The 23,351-nt window shown below is 54.9% G+C and carries 20 protein-coding genes; 14 read left to right on the top strand and 6 right to left on the bottom strand.

The window, feature by feature from the left end:
• The first annotated feature begins 26 nt into the window (after positions 1-26).
• Genes udk through IPM31_18640 form a run of 3 tightly spaced genes read left to right on the top strand, consistent with a single transcriptional unit; the run spans position 27 to position 1,804 of the window.
• Entirely contained in the window at positions 27-650 is a 624-nt protein-coding gene (udk, locus tag IPM31_18650; protein MBK9008993.1) for a uridine kinase, read from the top strand.
• A 58-nt stretch (positions 651-708) separates the two neighbouring features.
• On the top strand, positions 709-1,221 hold the full coding sequence (locus tag IPM31_18645) for a peptidylprolyl isomerase (protein MBK9008992.1): 513 nt from the start codon (positions 709-711) through the stop codon (positions 1,219-1,221).
• Complete coding sequence (locus IPM31_18640; GenBank protein ID MBK9008991.1) at positions 1,196-1,804, top strand: VTT domain-containing protein; 609 nt, start codon at positions 1,196-1,198, stop codon at positions 1,802-1,804. Before IPM31_18645 ends, IPM31_18640 begins: the two co-directional genes overlap by 26 nt.
• A 173-nt stretch (positions 1,805-1,977) precedes the next feature.
• Here the strand turns inward: IPM31_18640 and IPM31_18635 are convergent, their stop codons facing one another.
• Positions 1,978-3,111 (bottom strand): hypothetical protein, encoded by a 1,134-nt coding sequence (locus tag IPM31_18635; GenBank protein MBK9008990.1) that lies wholly within the window; start codon positions 3,109-3,111, stop codon positions 1,978-1,980.
• Between the two features lie 9 nt (positions 3,112-3,120).
• On the bottom strand, positions 3,121-3,888 hold the full coding sequence (locus IPM31_18630) for a mechanosensitive ion channel family protein (GenBank protein MBK9008989.1): 768 nt from the start codon (positions 3,886-3,888) through the stop codon (positions 3,121-3,123).
• A 148-nt stretch (positions 3,889-4,036) separates the two neighbouring features.
• Here IPM31_18630 and IPM31_18625 point away from each other — a divergent pair, with 148 nt between their 5' ends.
• Complete coding sequence (locus IPM31_18625) at positions 4,037-5,203, top strand: cystathionine gamma-synthase (GenBank protein ID MBK9008988.1); 1,167 nt, start codon at positions 4,037-4,039, stop codon at positions 5,201-5,203.
• A 179-nt stretch (positions 5,204-5,382) separates the two neighbouring features.
• Here IPM31_18625 and IPM31_18620 read toward each other — a convergent pair whose 3' ends face one another.
• Both IPM31_18620 and IPM31_18615 read right to left on the bottom strand, forming a co-directional pair.
• Complete coding sequence (locus IPM31_18620; protein MBK9008987.1) at positions 5,383-6,645, bottom strand: SpoIIE family protein phosphatase; 1,263 nt, start codon at positions 6,643-6,645, stop codon at positions 5,383-5,385.
• 60 nt (positions 6,646-6,705) lie between these two features.
• Positions 6,706-7,341 carry a deoxynucleoside kinase gene (locus IPM31_18615; protein ID MBK9008986.1) on the bottom strand — a complete coding sequence of 212 codons (636 nt, stop codon included), beginning with the start codon at positions 7,339-7,341 and terminating at the stop codon, positions 6,706-6,708.
• A gap of 98 nt (positions 7,342-7,439) precedes the next feature.
• Between IPM31_18615 and IPM31_18610 the strand changes: the two genes are divergently transcribed.
• From IPM31_18610 to IPM31_18595, 4 genes are all read left to right on the top strand, one after another.
• Complete coding sequence (locus IPM31_18610; GenBank protein ID MBK9008985.1) at positions 7,440-7,925, top strand: hypothetical protein; 486 nt, start codon at positions 7,440-7,442, stop codon at positions 7,923-7,925.
• A 1-nt stretch (position 7,926) separates the two neighbouring features.
• Positions 7,927-8,289 carry a hypothetical protein gene (locus IPM31_18605; GenBank protein ID MBK9008984.1) on the top strand — a complete coding sequence of 121 codons (363 nt, stop codon included), beginning with the start codon at positions 7,927-7,929 and terminating at the stop codon, positions 8,287-8,289.
• A gap of 140 nt (positions 8,290-8,429) precedes the next feature.
• Positions 8,430-9,425, top strand: coding sequence for a helix-hairpin-helix domain-containing protein (locus tag IPM31_18600; GenBank protein ID MBK9008983.1), 996 nt, complete (start codon positions 8,430-8,432; stop codon positions 9,423-9,425).
• Positions 9,426-9,463: 38 nt separating this feature from the next.
• Positions 9,464-10,885: a phosphoglucomutase/phosphomannomutase family protein gene (locus IPM31_18595; GenBank protein ID MBK9008982.1), complete on the top strand. Its 1,422-nt coding sequence runs from the start codon at positions 9,464-9,466 to the stop codon at positions 10,883-10,885.
• A 94-nt stretch (positions 10,886-10,979) separates the two neighbouring features.
• On the opposite strand, the gene IPM31_18590 is transcribed toward IPM31_18595, so the two are convergent.
• Complete coding sequence (locus tag IPM31_18590) at positions 10,980-12,392, bottom strand: hypothetical protein (GenBank protein MBK9008981.1); 1,413 nt, start codon at positions 12,390-12,392, stop codon at positions 10,980-10,982.
• 245 nt (positions 12,393-12,637) lie between these two features.
• Between IPM31_18590 and IPM31_18585 the strand changes: the two genes are divergently transcribed.
• The 6 genes from IPM31_18585 to IPM31_18560 all read left to right on the top strand — a co-directional run bounded on the left by IPM31_18585 (position 12,638) and on the right by IPM31_18560 (position 22,082).
• The gene (locus IPM31_18585) at positions 12,638-13,459 is read left to right on the top strand and encodes a TatD family hydrolase (protein MBK9008980.1); all 822 of its coding nucleotides are present in this window, start codon (positions 12,638-12,640) and stop codon (positions 13,457-13,459) included.
• On the top strand, positions 13,456-14,424 hold the full coding sequence (locus IPM31_18580; GenBank protein MBK9008979.1) for a polyprenyl synthetase family protein: 969 nt from the start codon (positions 13,456-13,458) through the stop codon (positions 14,422-14,424). The genes IPM31_18585 and IPM31_18580 overlap by 4 nt, the downstream gene beginning before the upstream one ends.
• Before the next feature lie 49 nt (positions 14,425-14,473).
• On the top strand, positions 14,474-14,977 hold the full coding sequence (locus IPM31_18575) for a DUF177 domain-containing protein (GenBank protein ID MBK9008978.1): 504 nt from the start codon (positions 14,474-14,476) through the stop codon (positions 14,975-14,977).
• A gap of 248 nt (positions 14,978-15,225) precedes the next feature.
• Positions 15,226-17,031, top strand: a complete 1,806-nt coding sequence (metG, locus tag IPM31_18570; GenBank protein MBK9008977.1) for a methionine--tRNA ligase — start codon at positions 15,226-15,228, stop codon at positions 17,029-17,031.
• A gap of 171 nt (positions 17,032-17,202) precedes the next feature.
• Positions 17,203-21,534 (top strand): HYR domain-containing protein, encoded by a 4,332-nt coding sequence (locus IPM31_18565; protein MBK9008976.1) that lies wholly within the window; start codon positions 17,203-17,205, stop codon positions 21,532-21,534.
• 74 nt (positions 21,535-21,608) lie between these two features.
• On the top strand, positions 21,609-22,082 hold the full coding sequence (locus IPM31_18560) for a hypothetical protein (protein MBK9008975.1): 474 nt from the start codon (positions 21,609-21,611) through the stop codon (positions 22,080-22,082).
• Between the two features lie 6 nt (positions 22,083-22,088).
• On the opposite strand, the gene IPM31_18555 is transcribed toward IPM31_18560, so the two are convergent.
• A complete protein-coding gene (locus IPM31_18555) occupies positions 22,089-23,315 on the bottom strand; it encodes an MFS transporter (GenBank protein ID MBK9008974.1) in 1,227 nt (408 codons plus the stop codon).
• Positions 23,316-23,351 lie beyond the last annotated feature (36 nt).

Genomic DNA, 23,351 nt, shown 5'->3' with positions numbered 1-23,351 from the left:
CGTGAAATCACGTATAATCGCCCCGTATGAAACATCCAGACCCTCTCGTCATTGGTATTGCAGGCGGCTCAGGCTCTGGAAAGACCACCGTTGCGCATGCCATCCTCAGCAGGGTCGGGCGCGACCGCATCGCCTTTTTGCAACACGACTCGTACTACAAAGACCTTAGCGGATTGCCCCCCGTTCAGCGGTCGGAAATCAACTTCGACCACCCCGACTCGCTCGAATCGGAATTATTGATCGAACACATCGCCTCCCTCCGCGACGGGCAGCCTGTGGACGTCCCCGTATATGACTTTGCCACCGACCGGCGCACAGACCAATCCTTCATCGTCCAGCCGCGCAGTGTTATTCTCGTGGAAGGTATTCTTATTTTCACGGAAGCCAAATTGCGAAAAATGTTCGACGTGAAGATCTTCGTAGACACCGACGCCGACCTGAGATTCATCCGCCGCCTCGAGCGCGACATCCACGAACGCGGGCGCAGTACCGAATCGGTGATCGCGCAATACCAGGCGACTGTCCGCCCCATGCATCTCGAGTTTGTCGAACCCTCGAAGCGTTACGCCGATGTGATCATCCCCGAAGGCGGATTCAACACCGCCGCGCTGGATATGGTCGTGGCGCGCATCGAAGCGCTATTAAAATAAGACCTCACAGGGTTTCGCGAAGCGTCCTGCGAGGTCTCAAAATCAAAGGAGAATACACATGTCAAAACAATGGAAGACCCCACCCGCAATGCAGATCGACTCAAAGAAAAAATACAAAGCGCGCATGGAAACAGACAAAGGCGCGATGGTGATCGAACTATTCGCCGACAAAACGCCCAAGACCGTAAACAGCTTCGTCTTCCTCGCGCGCGAAGGATTCTACGACGATGTGATCTTCCATCGCGTGATCGATAATTTCATGGCGCAAGGCGGCGACCCCACCGGCACCGGCATGGGCGGACCCGGGTACCAATTCGAAGATGAATTTCACCCCAGCCTGAAACACGATAAACAAGGCGTCCTCTCCATGGCGAACGCCGGACCCGGCACCAACGGCTCGCAATTTTTCATCACACACGGGCCCACCCCGCATCTCAACAACCGCCACAGCGTTTTCGGCCAGGTTGTAGAAGGGCTGGATGTGTTGATGTCGATTCCCGCGCGCGACCCAAACAACCGCAACGCCCCAGCCGTAAAGATTCTCCGTGTCACCATCGAAGAAAGCGAATAAGCCCTCGCCGCAACCAGAGTCGTCGCCGGGTCAGAAGCGCTCGAAACTTCAAATCAATATCCTGCGCGCGCTGGCGCTCCTCGTCGTCCTGGGGATCACCGCGTTGGTATTCAGCATACGCGACCGGGTGGAGGACTTTGCGGTGTTCGGTTATCCCGGTGTCTTCTTAATCGCCCTGCTTGCAAACGCGACTGTCTTCATCCCCGCGCCCGGCGTGGCTATCATCTACGCCATGGGGGCGGTGTTCAATCCCTTGCTTGTCGGGCTTTCAGCAGGGACGGGCGGCGCGATCGGAGAACTCTCCGGGTACCTTGCCGGTTTCAGCGGTCAGGCAGTGATCGAAAATACGAATGTGTACGAGCGCATCAAGCCCTGGGTGGATCAATACGGCGGCTGGGCAATCCTCGTATTAGCCGCCATCCCGAATCCTTTTTTCGATGTGGCAGGCGTTGCCGCAGGTATCGCTAAAATGCCAATGCGCACGTTCCTTTTCTTTATTTGGATCGGCCAACTCATCAAGATGACATGTTTTGCCTACGCGGGATATTATTCCCTGGAATGGCTCACCCGGTTCTTTGAGTAATTGAAGTTGCGCAGTCTAGCCACAAAGACGCGGAGTCGCAGAGAAAAAAAATACAGGATGTAAGCAGTTGAACCTGTTGCGCCGTAGTTGCACTGCGGCGGCGGCAGTGCAACTGCCCGCCAACTGCGTAAGTCCTGTAGCATAAAGATTGGAACGCTGGAAATACTCGCTGATCAAGAAGAGCCAGATTGAACGATGATCTGCCCGATCACCTGCATGAAGAAAGCCGCGCCCGATCCAAAGTTTGAAAGCGCGTCTCCGCACGAAGCCTTTTGATGATATTCCACAACAACCGAATAGGCGCCGGGCGAAGCTGGCGCGGTAAGTGTCGCGCTCTCGACGCCAGACGCCCCCGGCGCGCCGCCGGGAACACCGGCGTAGGCGCAAGCCCCGCTACTGCTTAGATTACTCAACCCGGTGATCAATTGAACATTACATGTGGGGCATGAACTGCTGGATACTTGAAAATCATACGAGACATAAAACTCCTGCCCCGGTATCAGCGTGATCGTTGTTCCAAATTGAGAAAGGTCGTCTGTGAGAACCACATTGCCGACTGTCAAACCGCCAAATGGCGTGGGCGTGGGCGTTACGACTGTTATCGCTCCAGTGGACACATCCACGCTTTCGATTGGCGATTTAACGAAGTAATCGGCAAGGAGACGACCGGCAGACGATTCAATGAACCACCATTTCTGTCCAATGGAAGTTTGCTGGGTAACAGACTGTTCCGGTCCAAGAGTGAAAAAGAGAATGAGTTTACACGCGGGGTCGACCATATACACGTCTATGGTGAGTTTGGAGCTATTGAAAAATGTCGTCATCGCCGGGGTGGTTGACGGACGAGGACAAGCCTGCGTGGGCGTCATCGAAACAGTAGCAGTTGGAGAAACAGTTAGCGTCGGCGTAGAAGTTTGGCTGGGAGCAATCGTCGGCGTGAAGGTGTTCGAGGATGTGGGAGCAGTAGTAAAGGTCGGAGTTGAAGCGGTCGGCGAAGCTTCAGGAGTTTGAGATGAAAGCCCGGCTAATATCCAACCGACAGGATCAATAGGTCCATTCGTCGGGCGAGGCTGCGATTCAATCGTCGGCGCCTGTATCTGCTCGAGATACGCATTGACCGGTTCCAAAAACGGCTCGGGCACATTTTCGCCGATTTGTTCCTGTGCCGCGCGAGTAATAGGATTCTTCGGGAGCGTTCCAAATCCGCCGGTGGCAAGCATGGTCGCGGTCAACGCGACCACGAACAAACGCACAGACGAACGACTGCCCGCGCGTTTCGGCGACTGCGTAGATTGAAAGCGCGCCACAGAGATTTCCTACGCGTTGGCGTCCAAACTTAACCCCGCTTCTTTGATCGCGTTCACGGCAAGCAGAAAGAGTCGCGTCATTTCGGGACCCGCGTCCAGCCGATCGGTCATGTATGCGCGGACTTCAATGATGAAATAGCCTTCGTCTGCTGTTTGCACCACAACCGCCGGTTGACTTAATGCCTTGGTTGATAGTTCAGGGGCGAAACCAGTCACCGCTTTCTGTATCGCCTCAACGGCTTTATTCAAGTCTTGATTCACCGGCAGTGGAACCTTTACGGAGATCAGATGACCGGGATGCGCTGAATAATTTATGATCGTTCCGTTGGTCGCTTCCGCATTGCGGATATAGATTTCATCACCGTTCACGGTCTCAAGTGTGGTGAGAAAGAGCGAAACATTCGCCACCCTGCCTTCTCGTCCTGCAATTACAACATAATCGCCCGCGCTGTAGGTGCGCCCAACAAATAAGCTGACGCCAGCCAAAAGGTCGCCGGCGATTCGCTCGGAGCCGATGGCAAACGCGCCGGTGATCGCCGTCACGACGACGACCAGCAACCCCGCCGCGCCGGTGGTGTCCAGAATCACTTTCACCGTCCAGATGCCGATGGCAAGCGCGAGAAAACTCCCGATGAACCGGCTCCACACCGATCCCATGGGGCGGGCTAATAAATGACTGACCACCCATGAAACGATCAAGGCAATGAGAATCCCGCCTAAGCCAATCAGGATCGCATTTAAGAAGGGACGAAGAGCTTCAAAGACACTGTCGGACATAGGACACCTCATCCAAGTTTTCTTGAATTATAAGACCAAATCATTTCCGCCGGAATATTCCCCATACCGTTTAAGTTCTTCACGAACATTGCTCAAATCAAGTTCTTCCTGTATGATTTTATTGGCACTGATCAACAAAGGAGACCGAATGAAATTTGAAACGCTGGCAATTCATGCGGGTCAGGAACCCGACCCCAACAACGGCGCGGTGATGACGCCCGTCTATTTCACATCTACATACATGCAAGATGGGATTGGAAAACCGCGACAAGGATACGAATATTCGCGCACGATGAACCCAACGCGCAAGGCATTGCAAGATTGTCTCGCCGCGCTCGAAGGCGGTTCCCTTCGACAAGCTCAGGGCGAGGCATTCGGATTGGCATTCGCTTCGGGACTCGCCGCGACGGACACCGTCCTTCGTTTACTGAGCGCGGATGCGCATGTGCTGGCAGGCAACGACGTGTACGGCGGCACCTTCCGCCTCTTCGACAAGATCCTCCGCCGCTTCAACCTCGACTTTACATTTGCTGACACGACTGATCCTGAATCGGTCGCCGACGCGTTGACTCCCTCCACGCGCCTCGTATGGTTGGAGACTCCGACCAATCCATATTTGCGCATCACCGACATTCGCGCCGTGGCAGAAATCGTCCACGCGCATGCAAACAAGCCGCTCCTCGTTGTTGATAACACATTTGCCACACCCTACCTTCAGCGTCCGCTCGAACTCGGCGCGGACATCGTCGTCCACTCGATGACGAAATATCTCGGCGGTCACTCGGATGTGGTCGGCGGCGCTGTGATCGTGAAAGATAAGGAATTAGCAGACCGGCTTTACTTCCTGCAAAACGCGGTCGGCGCGATACCAGGACCGATGGATTGCTTCTTGGTCTTGCGCGGAATCAAAACTCTGCCCCTCCGCATGGAACGTCACTACGAAAACGCTACGGCTGTCGTTGAATTTCTTGAAAAGCATCCCAAAGTGGACAAGGTCATCTATCCGTACCACGCGAGTCATCCACAACAAAAGGTTGCGAAACAACAAATGAGGAACGGCGGAGGCATGGTCTCGTTCATCGTCAAAGGCGGAAAGGAAGCCGCGACCCGGGTGGTTGAGGCGACGAAAATCTTCGCGCTCGCCGAATCGCTCGGCGGAGTCGAATCGCTCATCGAAGTCCCGGCGGCGATGACTCACCTATCGGTAGCCGGCTCGCAATTGGAGGTTGACCCGGCTCTTATCCGCTTGTCAATTGGCGTGGAACACCGTGATGATTTGATCGAAGATATCAAACAGGCGCTGGAAAAAGCCTAAAAAAAAAGACTCTCTACCGTATATTTGCACCGCTAAGTGTCGTCATGGCGCCATGCGACATCCGCAAAGAACGCAAAGAAAACCTTTTTAACTTGGCGACCTTAGCGTGCTTTGCGGTAAAAATCTTTCCTGTGCGGTAGAGAAAAAAAGAAAACAGAGACCGGCTATCCGGTCTCTTGTCATTTCGCGTGGATCGCCAATAGCGTCACATCATCGTCCTGCTTTGCCCCGTTTTGATAATCCATCAACGTGCTGAAGAGACGGTCACACGCCGCTTGAGCGGAAAGCGACCGCAAACCCCTCATCGTCTCTTTAATTCGTTCAAGCCCGAAAGGCGCGCCGTTCGGATCGCGGCAATCGGTCATGCCGTCTGTGAACATGACCAGCAACGAACCTTTCGCCAGGCGGATGCTGTTTTCATCCAACAGCATATCCTCCCACAGCCCAAGCGCCATGCCCGGTTCGTGCGGCAGGCGATGGATATCGCCGCGCTCGCCGATCAACAACGGAGGCTCATGCCCGGCGCGGGCATAGGAAAACTCTCCTGTAAGCGTATCCAGCACGCCATACAATGCGGTAACAAACTGCGTGGATTTTTCGAGGCGGGTGATGTGTTCATTGACCATGCGCAACACTGCGCCGGGCGACGTGGAATTATCAGCCTCCGCGATAATGAGCGCGTGCGCCCTCGCCATGAAGATCGCGGAGGGAACGCCCTTGTCGGAAACATCGCCGATCAAAACGCCCATCTTTCCATTGCCCAACTCAAACACATCGTAGAAATCGCCTCCCACCTGGCGCGCTGGCAGGATGCGCCCGCCAAAGTCGAATCCCTCCGGCGCGGGCAACACATCCGGCAAAATGGACATTTGGATCTCCGCGGCTACTTGAAGTTCCTTCTCGAGCCGCTCTTTTTCAATCAACTGCTCCTGCGCGGCTTTCAACTCATCGTAGGCGGTTTGCAATTGGCGGTTTTTCTCGGTCAGGTCGCGGAAGGTCTGCACATTGGTGTTATCGAGGCGCGAACTTAATACGCTCACCATCGCATTCGCCAATTCGGGATGCCGCTGTAACAACTCTTGAAATTGCGTGCGGCTCATGCTGAGCAGTAAAACATCGCCCCGCGCCCGCGCGCCCGCTGTGCGTCTCCCGCCAGGCATGATGATACCCATCTCGCCAAGGTATTCGCCTTCATTAATGACATTGAGGACAAGCTCGTTCGCGGTCCCCGAAGCCATGTTGATCTCAAGCTGTCCGCGCGCCACAATGTACAGATGCTCCGCCAACTCCCCTTCTTTGAACAAAATATCGCCCGCATTCAACCGCACCCTGTCCAACGCGTTCAAAAGCAAATTCAACTCATCGAAGGGAAGCTGGGAAAACAGCGGAATCCGCGTAAGCAGGCTGGCTGAAAGATTGGTTGTTTTGAGGGATTCACTCATAAGATAAACGCCACCGCGCGAAAACACAAACACCGAAAACGAATTGGAGTTTCCTCCGCGTCAAAACTCCACCACTTCCTTGCCCGAAAGTTTATTCTGTATCCGCTCCACGACGGTATCCAAATGCTTCGGCTGATGGACGTAATCCAGATCGTCGGTAGCGATGGTAAGCACCGGGCACATATCGAACGCGCCCAACCACTCGTCGTAAAAAGAATCGAGCAGGGTTAGATACCCCGGCGTGATGCCCGATTCCATCCCGCGCGCGCGCCGGCGGATGCGGTCCATCAACACGTTCACCGGCGCCTTCAAATAGATCAACAAATTCGGGCGCGGCATGCTATTCATCACCAGATCGAACAAACGACGATACGCCAGATAATCGCGCTCGGCAAAGTCGCCCATGTGATGCAACGCCCGCGCAAAAATATGGAAATCCTCGTACACGCTCCGATCGAGGATCGCCGAACGCGGGTCGCGCGCGGCTTCAAGATATTGGTCGGCGCGATGACCGAGAAAAAACACCTGCAAATGAAACGACCACGAGCGCATATCGCTGTAAAAATCAGCCAGATAGGGATTATCCGCCACCGACTCATACCCCGTCCACCAGCCAAGGCGCGAACCGATCCGCTCCGTAAGCGAGGTTTTGCCGACGCCAATATTTCCAGCCACCACCACCTGATATTTCGACACACATCCTCCGTAAAAGATATTCGGAGTATAGGCGAGCCAAACAAATTTGTCGAGGCTCGAGGCAAAATCGCCGGTATAATTCTGCGAAAGGAAACTGCATGCCAACAAAATTCAAAATACGGGACGCCTCAGGCTGGACAATTTTCGTCTTCGGACTTCTTGCGCTTCTTCTCGGACTGGTCGGCTTGGTCCGCCCTGAGACGCTTTTATCGCTCCTCGGCTTCCCCGTGCTAGAACGCGCCGCGCGCGCCGCCGGAGACTACACCCTCCTCTTTATGACCGCCTCCGCGATGGCTTCGTTTAATATGGGCGCGTACTACATCTTCGCCGCGTTAAATGACGTAAAGCAATTTTACAAATGGACGGTTCCATTCCGCGCGATTACGTTCATCGTATTCACGCTCGCGGTAGCAAGCCAACTCGCCCCGGCGGGCTTCTTCGGCGTCGGCGCGTGGGAACTGGCTGGAGCAGCGGCAACTTTTCTCGCTCTCCGTTCCGACCATAAAAAGAAAATGGAAATGACTGGGGTCACGACAAACAGTCTCGCGCCCCGTTCCAAAACCAAGAAAGAAGCAGGAGGTTAACATGCGCTCTGAGTGGATCGAATACAACGGCAAAAAGATCTTTTATCAGGATTTTTCTCAACTCTTCTACAACTCCGCCGCGGTGAAAGCGGAATTAGCGGAAGTGCAAGAAATTGTAAAAGCTCAGCCGCAAAACTCCGTGCTTGTGCTGACCGACATGCGCGACACTAATGTGGACGCCGAACTGCTCCCCGCCATGAATGCGGCGTCCGCCGCCACCAAAGCCTACGTGAAGAAAACGGCTGTTCTCGGCGTCACCGGCATAAAACAAAAACTAGCCGACCTGCTCACGATGATCACCGGTCAACCGCTCAAATACTTTGACGATATCGAATCAGCCAAACGCTGGTTGACACAAGAATAACCAAACTCCGAAGCGTCCGCGCTTCGGAGTTTTTCTTTGCGGATGATATAATCCCGAAATCGCCCAAGTCCCGGAATGCGGACTTTAGTCCGCGAAACGAACTGCTCGCCGATATTATTTTGTCTTTGTACAGGCGCACTATGGAAAAATTATTAAACTTCCTCAACTCGGCAGACCCCAATTTACTTACCACGATCCCCGGCGTAAGCCGCCAAATTGCGGATGACTTGGTCGCGGCGCGTCCGTTCGATTCTGTTGAATCATTACTAAAAGTAAAAGGGGTGAACAAGAAGTTAATCTCGCGCATCGAATCCACTTTGGAGGCGAATCAACTCGAGGAGCAATCCAGCGCGATCACTCCCGTGGAAGAAGAAGGAGCGTTTGCGCCCATCCCAAGCCAACCCGTGAAAGAAATTCCCACCGCCGACGAGAAACCCTCTTTTGGCACGCGCGCAGGAGCCGCCCTGCGTTCGTTCGTCCGCGCATTGTTCAGACTGATCGCCATCCTCATTGTCATTGGAGGGATTGGCGCGGCTTTATATTTCGGTTTGCCCATCCTGCGAGATCGATACATCGTCCCTGTGGAGCAAAACAGCGTCCGCGTGGATCAACTGGAAAGCGAAGTCGCAGAGTTGAAAAATCAATTAGCCGAAGTGAACAGCCGCCTTGATGGCATCGATTCCTCCATCGAGGCGCACACGGCATCTATACAAAAACTGGAAGAGATGCAAACCCTGCTTGAAAAGGAAATGGAAGAGAATAACGAAGAAACGCTGGCGAAGTTGAATCAAGAAGTGATGATGACCCGCGCGTTGGATACGCTCGCGCGCGCGCGGCTGTATCTTGCGCAGAGTAATTTCGGCTTGGCAAAAGAGGACGTCCAATCGGCGCGCGACTTGCTGACAGAGTTACAATCACAAACAGGCGATGAGGCGCAGGCGCAAGCCATCTCACGCCTCGACTCGGCGCTCGCCAATTTACCCGCTTTCCCCGTTGTCGCATCGGGCGATCTCGAAATCGCCTGGCAAATTTTGATGACGGGCAATGTTGCGCCAACGGCAACACCCGAACCAAGCCCGACGGTTTCGGCAACGGTTGAGCCAACAACAGAAGTAACAGTAACTCCAACACCATAACGCTTGCTTTACAACTAAATTTATTTCTTGGGAGAGTCATGACATACAAAATTTCATTTGGCACAGACGGCTGGCGCGGGGTTATCGCCGAGGATTACACCTTCGATAACGTCCGACGCGCCGCGCAGGGATTCGCATCCTATCTCATCGAAAAGGGATTCGGCGGCAAGTGGGTCGTCGTTGGTCACGATAAACGATTCGCCTCGGAAAATTTCGCGGCGGCGGTTGCCGAAGTCTTAGCAGGCAACGGCTTGAATGTGTACCTCACCGACGGCGCGACACCGACACCTGTCATCGCGTTTGCGGTTGTGGATAAAAAAGCGTGCGGCGCGGTCAACATTACCGCGTCACACAACCCACCCACTGATAACGGATTCAAAGTCCGCGACCCGAACGGCGGGGCGATAGACCCCGAAGGGTTGAGTCGCATCGAAGCGTTGATCCCAGACTCCCCGTCGGAGGCGAAGCGGGTTCCCATCCAGGATGCGAAACGCGACGGCAAGGTTGTCGTCTTCGACGCATCCGAGGCGTACATCAAGAATCTCCACAAACTCGTGAACATTCAAAGAATCAAAGACGCGGGGTTTGTTGTGATGATGGATGCGATGTGGGGCAACGGCGCAGGTTGGTTTACGCGCTTGCTCGAGGGCGGCAAAACGAAAGTGATCGAAATTCATAACGAACGCAATCCGTCGTTCCCTGAAATGAAGCGACCTGAACCGATCCGCCCAAACGTGGATGTTGGGCTCAAGGCGACAGTGACGAACAAAGCGGATGTGTTATTGATCACTGACGGCGACGCGGATCGTTGCGGTATCGGCGATGAGAACGGCGAGTTCATTGACCAATTGCGAGTGTACGCATTGCTGGCGTTGTATCTGCTCGAAATTCGCGGCGAACGCGGCGACATTGTGAAGACTCTCTCCACAACAACGATGCTGAATAAACTTGGAAAAATTTACAACGTGCCAGTTCACGAAACAGGCGTGGGATTCAAATACGTGGCGCCAAAGATGATCGAAACGAACGCGATGATCGGCGGCGAAGAAAGCGGCGGATACGCATTCCGCAACAACGTCCCTGAACGCGATGGGATTCTCGGCGGTTTGTATTTTCTCGATTTCATGGTGCAGACGGGCAAGAAGCCGACCGAACTCTTGAAGATGCTCTTCGATAAAGTCGGCGAACATTTTTACGATCGCGTGGATACTCCGTTTTCAGGCGATCGCAAAATGCGCGAACAAAAGATTCTGGATGCAAAACCCCAAACCATCGGCGGTTTGAAAGTGACCGAACTCGTCACCGTGGACGGCTTCCAATTCAAACTTGAAGACGGCGGTTGGTTGCTCATCCGTTTCAGCGGCACGGAGCCGATCATGCGCGTGTATTGCGAAACGACTCATAAAGATAAAGTGAAAGCGATTCTCGATGACGGGCTGAAAGTGGCGGGGATAAAGTAAGTTACGAGTTACAAGGTACGAGGTACAAGGTACAAGTCGGTGGGTTGAGCGATAATACGCATCAACCCACCGACTTGATTTTTATGCTGCGATTTTAGATTTTACGCTTCGTCATCAATATCAAACCGACCAACAGCGGCAAAACCGCGGCGCTTCCACACAGTGGGTTCGCGTTGCCGGACGAAGATGGCTCGGTGGGAGCGGAGCCAACTGTCGGCGTGGACAGAGTCTGAGGCGTGGAAACAGCCTGCGGCGTCGAAAGAGGCGTTTCCGTCGGTAAGCCGCCATACGGCGTGGGCGGAAGAGGCGTGGCGGTCAACCCAAGCATGGTGAAAGTCCCATCATCGTTTCGCTGGACCGCCCCGGGAACGCTGTAACTAATGAAATTCAACAAATCTTTCGCTTGTTGCAGATCCGGGTCGAGCGCGAGAGCGGCTTGCAACGATTTCAGCGCCGCGGGCAAAACGCCCTCCGTATCGGGTTGGGTGGAAAAATAAATATCGAAATAATAATGCGCCCACAAGAGATCGGCGTACCCGTACTGCCAAAGCGGATCGTCCGGCAAAAGCGCAAGGCATCGCTCGTAGGCGTCTTTGCTCAGGGAAAACAATTCGCGCCCCGCATCGTCGTTGCGCAGCCAGCCCTTCGGCATCAGAATCACTTCCTTATACGCCTTCGCCAACCTGCCCCACGCCTCGCCGTCATTTGGATTTTTCTCGACGTTGGATTTTTCGCCCATAATCTTTTTCCACAAGGACGGAGTGACCACGACGAACTCAACATTATCTTCAAACGTAGGCTCAAAATCTTTGAACGACCAGCGGATTTCATTTCCGCTCAGGACTCCATTTGGGCTTGTTTCGCCATACCCAGCCTGACCCGTCAGGTCGAGATTTTGCTCGCTAGCCTCATACGGCAGGCGGACGATGATCTCCGCGCTGCCGATTGTGCCATTCCATCCCGCGCCTGTTTCGAGAACATATTTGAAAACTTCGTAGGGATAATATCCATACCCATACACAGCATAGGCGACTTCGATGGTCACATCTTGATTCGGCGGGAAAGTCACCTCAAAAACCGACCAGGGGAGCTCGTCGCGTTCAGGGTATGAATACTCGCTCGCGGCAAACGGCTGGATCTCACGGCGCGTGGATACGTTCTTTCCGTTCACTTTGACCTGGATTGCGTTAATCTCGGGGAAATTTCCAAACCCGTCCGAATTGCCATTGAAGAACGAGAGCGGGAAACGAACCATCATCTTCTCCTCCGTCGCGCCGAGATTACGCATGGTAAAGACCGCTTCGGTTTTTGCAATCGCGTTTTTTGCTTCAGAGATCGTCAGCGTGACCGACTCCGCTACCATGCGGACTTGGGTGGTCTCTTCGCCCGGCAAAAGCGTTGTGCCGGGAGGAGCTTCGGGCGGCGCAACATCGGCGCGGACAGCGCGACTGGGAGGAAACAGGGCAAACAGGATCAAGATCGAAAATAGAAATCGTATTTTTTTCATCGCAGTTCTCCTCCTCTTTACTATACCATGCGCATTCATGCCGGGAACAGCGAAGCATGTGTGTAAAACGCTCGTTGCCACAGAGACCGCCGAGACCGCAGAAAGAAACCTCAAAATCTCTGCGATCCCTGCGACTTTACACAGCGCGACCATCCAGAATCGCCGCCTCCCACACTGTCCCACACCATGTCATCTGTGGCGAAAACCCTTTATATGTTATAATTTTCACAAACGAAGTCGGAATTATGCTCACAGATACCCACTGTCACCTGTATCTTGAACAATTCGCCGGGGATATTGATGATGTGATTCGGCGCGCAACAGAGGCAGGTGTAGAGAAGATGCTTGTGCCAGGCATGGACCTGGAGACCAGCCGCCAAGCCGTAAAACTGGCAGAATCATATTCATCTATTTTCGCCGCAGTTGGTTATCACCCCACCGATATGCAAAAATTCAGCGCAAAAGATTTCGATGAAATTTGCGAACTCGCTAAACATCCGAAAGTTGCCGCCATCGGCGAGATCGGGCTGGATTATTACTGGGTCAAAGAAGCCGACAAGCGAATGGAACAACGGCGCAATCTCCTCCCCCATCTTGAACTTGCGAATGAGGTGAACAAACCCGTCATCCTGCATCTGCGCGAAGAAAGCGACGCGGAAATCGGCGAGGCGACAAACGACTTGTTCAACACCCTTGAACTCTGGTACGAAAAAATCACCGCGCTGAAACCTCGCCCCGGTGTGTTTCACTCGTTCAACGGGAATCTTGAATCTGCGAAACGCGCGATGGGCATGAATTTTTTCATCGGCATCACGGGTCCCGTCACCTACAAAAAAAACGAATCACAGCGCGAGATCGTCCGTCAACTGCCGTTGGACCGAATCCTGATCGAAACCGATTCGCCGTTTCAGACACCGGTCCCACACCGCGGCAAGCGTAATGAGCCTGCAAACGTCGCGCTCATTGCTGATAAAATTGCGGAAGTCCATCGAGCGACGCGCGATACGATCACAGAAGCCACAACCAAGAACGCGAATCGCCTGTTCAGATGGGAGACCCACACATGAGCGCAACCACTTTCTTCACCTCGGTAAACGAACAACTCCAATTCGTCGAACAGCGGATGCGCGAACAGGCTGGCGACGATCAGCACCCCGACTTAAAATCGGCGCTTGAGCATTTACTCTCCGCGGGAGGCAAACGCATCAGACCGACCTTGGGCCTGCTCGTCGGGAACATGCTTGGCGCGCCCGAAGAGAAATTGATCACCCTCGGCGCCTCCGTGGAGTTGCTCCACACTGCCACTCTCGTCCACGATGATCTAATTGACGGGGCATTGCTCCGCCGCGGAATACCGACGCTCAACGCGCGTTGGTCTCCCGCCGCGACCGTACTCACCGGCGACTTTCTGTTTGCGCGCGCCGCTAAACTCGCCGCCGAGACCGACTACCTGCCATTGATGAAACTCTTTTCTGAAACGCTTGCCACTATCGTCAACGGCGAATTGACGCAAATGTTCTCAGCCCGCGGGATCATCGACCGCGATAACTATTACAACCGCATTTACGCCAAGACCGCGTCGCTGTTCGAAATGTCCGCACTGGCGGCGACGATGGTTGCCACAGAGGATGAAGAAATGCGGATTGCCATGAAGGCGTTTGGCTACGAAGTGGGCATGGCGTTCCAGATCGTGGACGATATCCTTGATTTCGTCGGCGACCAATCCACGGTGGGTAAACCGATCGGCTCAGATTTATTGAACGGGCTGGTTACCCTGCCAGCCATTTATTTTGCGGAAGCAAACCCACATAAAGAAGACGTGTTGTCATTGCCCGAAGGCGGATGGAAAGATACCGCCCGCGTCCAACGGCTCGTGGATACGATCCGTGAAAGCCGCGCGATTGGGCAAGCGATGGATGAAGCGCGGAACGCCGTCGGACGGGCATTAACCGCCCTGGACATTGCGCCAGCCAGCCCGGAGAAAGACGCGCTCGAAGACCTGGCAAAGTTTATTGTCGATAGAAACATATAACGAAAAGGTGACAGTCGCTTTCAAAGTGACTGTTACCTGAGAAGTTCCAATGACCAATCCTCGCAAACCATTCCGCATCAATGTCGGCTTTATTGTCCATGAAGAAGTCGGCTATAGCCATGAAATCCCTCTCGAGTTCGATCATGTCAAGCTTGACGACTTCGAGGTGTCGAATCTCAACGGCTCCGCGCGCATCGGCCGCACCCCGCAGGGATTGATCGTGCAGGGCGCTTTTTCAGGCGACACAAAATTACAATGCGCGCGCTGTTTGAAAGATTTTGCCCAACCGCTCAAGTGGGGTTTCACCGAGTTGTACGCCTTCGACAAAGATTCAGCCAGCGAGACTGGCGTTTTGCTCCCTGAGGATCGTCAGATCGACCTGGCTCCGATGTTGCGCGAGTATGCCCTGCTTGAAGTGCCGATCAATCCTCTTCACGACGAGGAGTGCAAAGGCTTGTGCATCGAGTGCGGACAGGATTTGAACCTCAAAGATTGCGGGCACAGCCAGGGGAATGAGGATTCCCCGTTTTCAGTTCTGAAGAAATTGTTGTAGTACAATAAGCCCCATGCAATCAAAATCCGCCTTCTCAACGGTGACAAAAACCATGTTGATGTCCATGGACATGGAGATGTCGAGTCGCGTCTGGATGGCACGTTAGGTTTTTGCACCTGTCAAAAACGGGCTGTCCATTTTCGGACAGCCTTTTTGTTTGGAAAAGAAATTTGAACCGCCACGATCGCCAAGAGTATTATCAAGGTCTTCTCGGCGCCTTCATAGCGGTAAGAGATACGGAGACACGAATGCCTGAAAATATCCTCATCGCCATAGCCTGGCCCTACGCCAATGCCGAAATCCACGTGGGCAACATCACCGGCTCGCACCTGCCCGGTGATATCGTCGCGCGCTACCACAGACTCAAAGGGAACAACGTGCTCATGGTCAGCGGCACCGATTCGCACGGAACCCCCGTCACGCTTGCCGCCGACAAAGAGGGCAAGCCTGTGGAGGACGTCTACAAAAAATACCACAACGGATTCCTTGAATTATTCCAGGGCTGGGGCATCGCCTACGACTTGTTCACCACAACGCACACGGAAAACCATTTCAAGGTGTCCCAGTCGATCTTCCTTGCCCTGCAAAAGAACGGGTTCATGTTCAAGCAAACCTCGAAGCAGTGGTACTCGCCTTCCGCAAGACGATTCCTCCCCGACCGTTATGTGGAAGGGACGTGTTACATCTGCGGTTTCGAGGGCGCGCGTTCCGATCAATGCGACAACTGCGGCAACGTGTTAGAACCCGAAAAGTTAATCAACCCACGCTCGCGCGAGGGCGGCGCGCTCGAGTTGCGCGATACCGAACATTTCTATCTCGACCTCTCGAAACTCGAACCCGATGTCAAGAAGTTCCTCAAAGAACGCGCCGACCACATGCGCGATACGGTGCTGGGCGAATCGTTGGGCAAGATCGAAGCCGAAGGACTCAAGCCGCGCCCGATCACCCGCGATCTCGATTGGGGCATCCCTGTCCCTGTGGAGGGCTGGGAAGGCAAATGCTTATACGTGTGGTTCGAAGCGGTCATCGGGTATCTCTCCGCGCCGATCGAGTGGAGTCAGTTAACCCGTCGGAAAGAAGCGTGGCGCGAGTGGTGGGTGAATCCCAACGCGCGACAATTCCACTTTATCGGCAAAGACAACATCTTCTTCCACACGTCGCTGTGGCCCGCCCAACTTATGGGCGCCGGCGTCGCATTCGGTCAAATTTATTCGGAAGAAGAATATTCGCTCACACTGCCATTCGACGTGCCCGCGAATCAATTCATGAATCTTGAAGGGAAAAAGATCAGCGGTTCGCGCAACTGGGCGGTCTGGGGACGCGACGCGTTGACGCGCTACGACCCCGACGCGTTGCGCTATTACCTCACGATCAACATGCCCGAGAACAAAGACAGCGATTGGGATTGGGCTGAGTTTGTGGCGCGCAACAACAACGAACTTGTGGCGACGTGGGGCAATCTTGCGAATCGCGTGCTCGCGTTTTGCTACAAACACTGGGAAGGGCATGTGCCAGACGTGGACTCCGCCGCGCTTCGCGACTCCGATTTGAGCCTGCTCGCCACCATCGAAAATGGTTTCGCCACCGTTGGCGCGGAGTACGAAGCCGCGCGCCTGCGTTCCGCGTTAGGCGAGACGTTAAAACTTGCCACTGCGGTAAATGTGTACCTCGATGTCAACGCGCCCTGGTCGGCGGTAAAAACTGACAAAGACGGCGCGGCGAAGACAATTTATACCGCCTTGAAAGCCATCGACTCGCTGAAGATCCTCTTCGCTCCCACGCTCCCCTTCACCTCGCAACGATTGCATGAATTCTTCGGCAATGAAACTCCGCTCTTTGGCGAACAATACACTGAAACGGTAAAAGATTCCCTTGGCGACCACACGGTGTTGAGGTATCGCCCCATTGCTCCCCTGGGTGAAAGTAACGCCACTGCCCCAGCATGGAAACCCAGTGAATTGAAGCCGGGACAGAAGTTGAATCAACCGAGCCCGTTGTTCAAAAAACTGGAATCAAGCGTAATCGAAGAGGAACGAGCGAGGCTGGGGAAATAACAAACCGGTTTCGCCTCAAATTGACCCACCATGCCGGAGACCGGCATGGTGGGTTTTTCATTCGGGGAAGCGCCCCTATGTAACCTTTTCACTGTAACCAATAGGTAACAGAGTTGTTGACGAGCCGTCATGCCAGCAAGTTAACAACCTTGAAAGGTAAAGGTGAAGAAGATGCCCCACATTAATCGTCGTTTGATTTGGTCTATTTTTATTATTCTGACTGTCATCTCCAATTTACTAAATGTCCATGTTGTCCTGGCTGATGACCCCACCCCAACACCCCCACCCACAGAGGAGCCAACCCAGCCGCCGGTTGAAGCGACTGAACTGCCTGTCGAACCGACGGCGACCGAACTCCCAGAGGCAACGCCGACCGCCGAGCCAACGGCCGAACCCACGAGCGAGGAAGTTCCCGCAACAGAGGAAGCGCCGGTATTCGAACTGGTGGCAAACCTCCCCCAAGATACAGATGTTGTGATCCTCGATGAGAATGGCAATCCGCTCTCGTTGGCAAGCGCAGAAGCCGCCACCGTTCTTGTGGAAGCAGATCCGATCTGGTGCCCAGCCTCGCAAGCGGTTCCCACCCCCGGGGCAAACGGGTGCACCACAAACCAGACCATCACCAGCCTGCTCACCCTCATGCGCGATAACATGGGCGGATCGTTCTCGCAGGACGGGATCATTTACCTGGAACGGCCGGGCGGACCAGGGTTTACCACCCCATTAATTCTGAGCGATAACGCCTCCAGCCTCGGTTCATCATTCACCTCCATCAGCACCTTCAATATGACGATCCAAGGCGGGTGGAATGGAAACAACCCCGGCGCGATCACCGGCGACACAAACTTCGGCACAAGCGGACCCAACCGAGGATTCGTCCAAATCGGCTCGTCGGGCAATCCATGGACCGGCAACGTCACCCTGCGGGATATAACCGTAAACGACAATACCAGCACCACGAACCCCAGTGTGGCGGTGTACACGACCACCGGTTCCGTCACCATGAATGACGTGGACGTAAACAACGCAGACAACTCTGCAAGCGTTCATGTAGCGACCAACTCCGGAAACGTTACCTTAGGCGGCGTGGATATCGCCGACGGCGAAGACAATCACGGCATCAACGTCACCACGAACAGCGGCACAATAAACATTAACAATTCGAGCGTGGATAATCAAGATGACGGTAACGCGATCAATGTCACATCCAACAGCGGATCTGTAACCTTATCCGGTGTAGATGTGGACGATAGCGGAGGTGGAAACGCGGTTAACATTACAACCACAAGCGGTCCTGTCACGCTTTCAGATACCGACGTTTCAAACCAGCAGGACGGTTTCACCGGAAACATCCTTTCGTCCAGTGGAAACATCTCAGTAACAGGCGGAAGCGCATTCGATGGCGACAACACGGGCGGCGATACCAACCAGGGCTTCACAGCCACCACGTCCACCGGAACGATCTCGATCTCGAACACATCCTTCAACGAAGCCTATGGCGCCACCGCCGGCACGAATTACAACGGCGCGACGCTTAGCGCGCCCATTGTCACATTGAATAGCGTCACCGCGCTCAATAACGATCTGAACGGCATTGCCATCTCCAACGTCAACCAAGTCACATTGAATAATGTCACCGCCTGGGGAAATGGCACAGACGTGCCGGGCGGCTCAGGCGGAGGCGCGTATACGAACGACCTGGGGTCGGGCGTGCGCATCAACGGCAATCCCGGATCATTTGTTTCCGTCCTCGATGGCGTGTATTTTGGCAACCAACGCTACGGCATTGAGGTATTCGGAACGTCGGTCTTTATCGGTTCGGCGATAGACCTGTGCCAGTCAGTCCTTGCAAGCGGCGGATGTATGAATACCACACCCGTCACAGATACGTCCGCGCCGGTCATTACGTTTGTCAGCCGAACCCCGGCAAACGGCGCTGGCTGGAACAACACAGACGTGACCGTCACATGGTCGTGCGTTGACGCGCAATCCGGGGTGGTAGCGGCAACGGTTAATCAAACCGTCACAACGGAGGGGACGAATCAATCTGCCACTGGAACCTGCGCCAACCGCGCCGGGTTAACCGCTTCCAACACCCAGAACGGCATCAATATCGACAAAACAGCCCCAACGATCACGTTTTCGAGCCGTCTCCCCGCCGCCAATGGTAACGGCTGGAACACCTCAGATGTGACAGTCACCTGGTCTTGCACAAACTCCCTTTCACCAATCCTCTCCGGCACGGTCACGCAAACGCTGTCAGCCGAAGGCGCCGGGCAATCTGCCACTGGCACGTGCCAGGACGCGGCTGGCAACTCAGCGTCAGACACGCAATCGGGTATCAATATCGACAAAACCGCGCCGACCGGAGTTACACTTACTCCATCGGGAACGCTGGGGAACAACGGCTGGCATATCAGCGATGTGACGATCACAACCACCGGGACTGAATCGGTCAGCGGTCCTCTCGCCTGCACAGGCGTTCAATCTCTGACGACAGACACCGCCGGAGTCACCTTCAACGGTTCCTGCACCAACCTCGCGGGGCTTACATCGAATGCAACGCCTCTCACCTTGAAGCGTGATGCCACCAACCCGATCATCACATTCTTGAATCGCACGCCCGCGAATGGAAACGGCTGGAACAATGGAGACGTGACACTGAACTGGTCATGCGCTGATGCGATGTCGGGACCGGTCAACGCGACGATCACGCAGACTGTCACCACCGAAGGCGCGAATCAATCCTCCACTGCGAATTGCGTCGACAACGCCGGCAACACCGTGTCGGACACGCAAAGCGGAATCAACATCGACAAATCGGCGCCGGGCATCGTTGCGAGCCGCACGCCCGCCGCCAATGGCAACGGTTGGAACAATACCGATGTCACAGTTACCTTCACCGGTAGCGATAGCGGATCTGGGCTTGCATCCTGCACCGCGCCAGTGACTCTCAGCGCGGAAGGCGCGGGTCAATCAGCCACCGGAACATGCGCCGATCTCGCCGGAAACTCCAGCAGCACAACGGTCAACAACATCAACATCGACAAGACCGCGCCTACCGCCACCGCCACCGCATCTCCCGCGCCGAACGGCAACGGGTGGAATAACACCGATGTCACTGTCAGTTTCTCGGGCACGGATGGATTATCCGGCATCGATACCTGCGCATCGAATATTCTGCTCAACACAGAAGGCGCCGGGCAATCAGCCACCGGCACATGCGCCGACCTCGCCGGGAACGTCAGCGCGCCGGCAACCGCCAGCGGCATTAACATCGATAAGACCAACCCAGTCTTGAGCCTGCCTGCGAACATCATCGTGGAAGCGACCGGAGTCTCCGGCGCGGTTGTCAACTATTCCGCATCTGCCAGCGACAACCTCGACCCCGCCCCAACCTTTGGATGCTCGCAGAGTTCCGGCTCTACCTTCCCGCTCGGAATCACCACCGTCTCTTGCACCTCCACCGACCAGGCCGGTAATTCAAGCGTCGGCAGTTTCACCATCACCGTGCAAGATACAACCGCGCCGACCCTGCCCCTGCCTGCCGATATGACGGTCGAGGCGACCAGCGCCGCCGGCGCTGTGGTGAACTTCAGCGCCACCGCAAACGATATTGTGGATGGCGCATTGGCAGTCACATGCGCGCCGCCCTCCGGCAGCGCGTTCGCAATCGCCACCACCTCCGTAGCATGTTCCGCGTCCGATTCGAGCGGCAACGCCGTAAATGGAAGTTTCAACGTCACCGTGCAAGACACAACGCCTCCGGTCATTTCCCCGATGGCGAATATAGTAGTCGATACGTCCAGCAAACAGCTTGCGCCGATCTTCTACTCGACGCCAACCACGACCGACGCGGTGGATGGTCCCGGGGTGGCAACTTGCGTCCCGCCTTCCGGCTCCCTGTTCCCGCACGGCACGACCATTGTTACCTGCACTGCAATCGACAGCCACGGCAACACATCCTCGATCACCTTCGCTGTTCTTGTGGAATACATACCCAAGCCAGCCACGCCAAATAACGGATCGTTCGGTGGAGCCATCCTTGTCACCGGCGGCGCTCCGTTCGACCTGGACTGCGCCACGAAAGCCACCTTCTTTGGCATAACGCTCAAGTTCTACAACCTGTGCGATTACCAGGCTGTCATCAACACCATCGATGCAAGCGCCCTGCCGGCGGCGTTGCCAAACGGATTCACCCTCGTCAAAGGACTCGATATAGCCATCCTCAACGAGGGCAAACTCATCAAGCCGCTTCCCCAGAACACCGGCATTCAAATGGGCTTCCCGCTCCCCACAAGCGACGCCTCGAAATACACCGTCCTGCACTGGAATAATGGGCAATGGGAAGAGATCACCCAACCGCTCAGCGATGGCGCCATAGACAACGCGCTGGCAACCGACGCGCCGTTAGAACTGTACTCGCTGACATCCTCCAGCAACAGCGCGGCACAAGTGTTGACTACTGAACTGACGGGCGTCTTCGTACTCGTAGAAAAATAGGGCGGAAAGAGAGATACAATTCGAGGGACGGCAGTTTGCCGTCCCTCGATCACTTTAAAGACAAGGAGAACGCCATGCTCCGACTCACTCCCCGCATCCTTCCGATTTTCGCTTTGATCCTCAACTCATGCGGTACCGCATCCCCGGCAGAGCCAATCGCGCCGAGCGCGACAATAGACCCGTGTTCAACCGAAGCGATCAGTGAAACGGTCAAACCCCTCAACGACCTGATGCGCGAATTCGACGACGCCTCGGCGCTGGCATCCAACCTCCCGAGCGAACAACTCCCCGAGGCGATCTCGAACCTCCAACGCATCCGGCGGCTCGCGCAAGACATCACCCCAGCAACCTGCCTGATCACATTGCACGGACACGAACTCACGCACATGAACGCGGTGATCGATACCCTGCTCGCCTTCCTCAACGGCGCAGATGCCTCCACGCTTAATCAGGGATTGAACCTGGCGCGCGAACAACACGATTTGTATTCCGTAGAATTAGCGCGCGTGTTGGGAGTTACTCTTGTGCCAGCCACCGCATCGCCTTGATTTGAATTATCGGATTTCCTTCTTCAAGAACAATAGAAATCCTATCAGACGGATGCCCGCGCTCACCCATAACGCGCCGGAAAGCCCAATAAACCCAGCCAGCCATGTTCCCAGCAATGGAGCAAGAATCATGGAAAGGTATTGAATCGATTGAGCCAGTGAAACGAACGTGGCGCTGTATTCCACCGGGACGGTTTTCATCAACTCATCGAAGAACACCAGGTCAAGCCCGCCTTGAAAGAACCCGGCGAGACCGGCGAAGAGGATGATCCACTCTACATGGGTGGTCGAAGCGGAAAGCGCCGGGTGCAAGATCATCCCGAAGGTGGTCGCCAGCAACACCACGCGCCCGCCGTGACGATTAGATATCCGGGGCCAGAGATAATACCCCACCAGCATCACCAGGTTCATCGCCATACTCACCATGCCGATATCCGAATCGGTGGCGCGCACATCGCGCACCAGATACAACGGCATGATCGGCAGGCTGAGCGTCACTGCCGAAAAATACACGAAACGCTTCGAGGCAAAAGAGACAAAGGCTGGATTCTTCCTGAGTAACGCGGCATAATTCCCCAACGTGTCGCGCAACGACTCGCTCTTTGCCAGAGGAGCCGGGGGTTGGTCGGGAACGCTGATGCGGCTGGAAAAGTAATAACTAATAAAACCGCCCAGCGAGAGCGCGAGGAACATCACGGCATAATTCAACGGGAACGCCATCAAATCGATGAGGCGCGTGACGATGAACGTGCCGATCGCGCTCGTCAGACCGAAGATCGCCCAGCGCCGGCTCAGCAAGGCATAGCGTCCTTCGGGTCCAGCGACAGCATTCATCACTACAGAGAATGCTACCGCCAGCGCGGTCTGCGGCAGAGTGGCGAACGCCCAAATTGCCAGCGTAGACAGGATGATATACTCGCGGGCTATGGACAAGGTGAGGATGCCCGTCAGCGCAAAGCACAAAATAACCAGCAAGCGCGAGAGGCTGTACCACGGCACGATATTCCGCCGCGTTTGCAAAAAGCGCCCCACAACCAGGGCAAGCAATAGCCCGGTTGCGCCGGGCATGGAAGAAAGCAATCCCACCTGAAAATTCGACGCGCCAAGACGGGTGAGAAACACCGGCAGGAAAGGCGACGCCACGTTCGAGATGCTCACGCCCACCGCGTCGATCTGCACGTAGCGGAAGTTTCTCTTTTGAATCGTTAGTTCTTCTTCATTGATCGGGGTCATGGACGCGACGATTATAATGCCGTAAGAGAAACCACC

Origin of the sequence: Candidatus Defluviilinea gracilis (assembly GCA_016716235.1) — a bacterium.
Classification (GTDB): Bacteria; Chloroflexota; Anaerolineae; order Anaerolineales; family Villigracilaceae; genus Defluviilinea; species Defluviilinea gracilis.
Note: the sequence above shows the minus strand (reverse complement) of the source record. Positions and strands in the feature narration are given on the sequence as shown.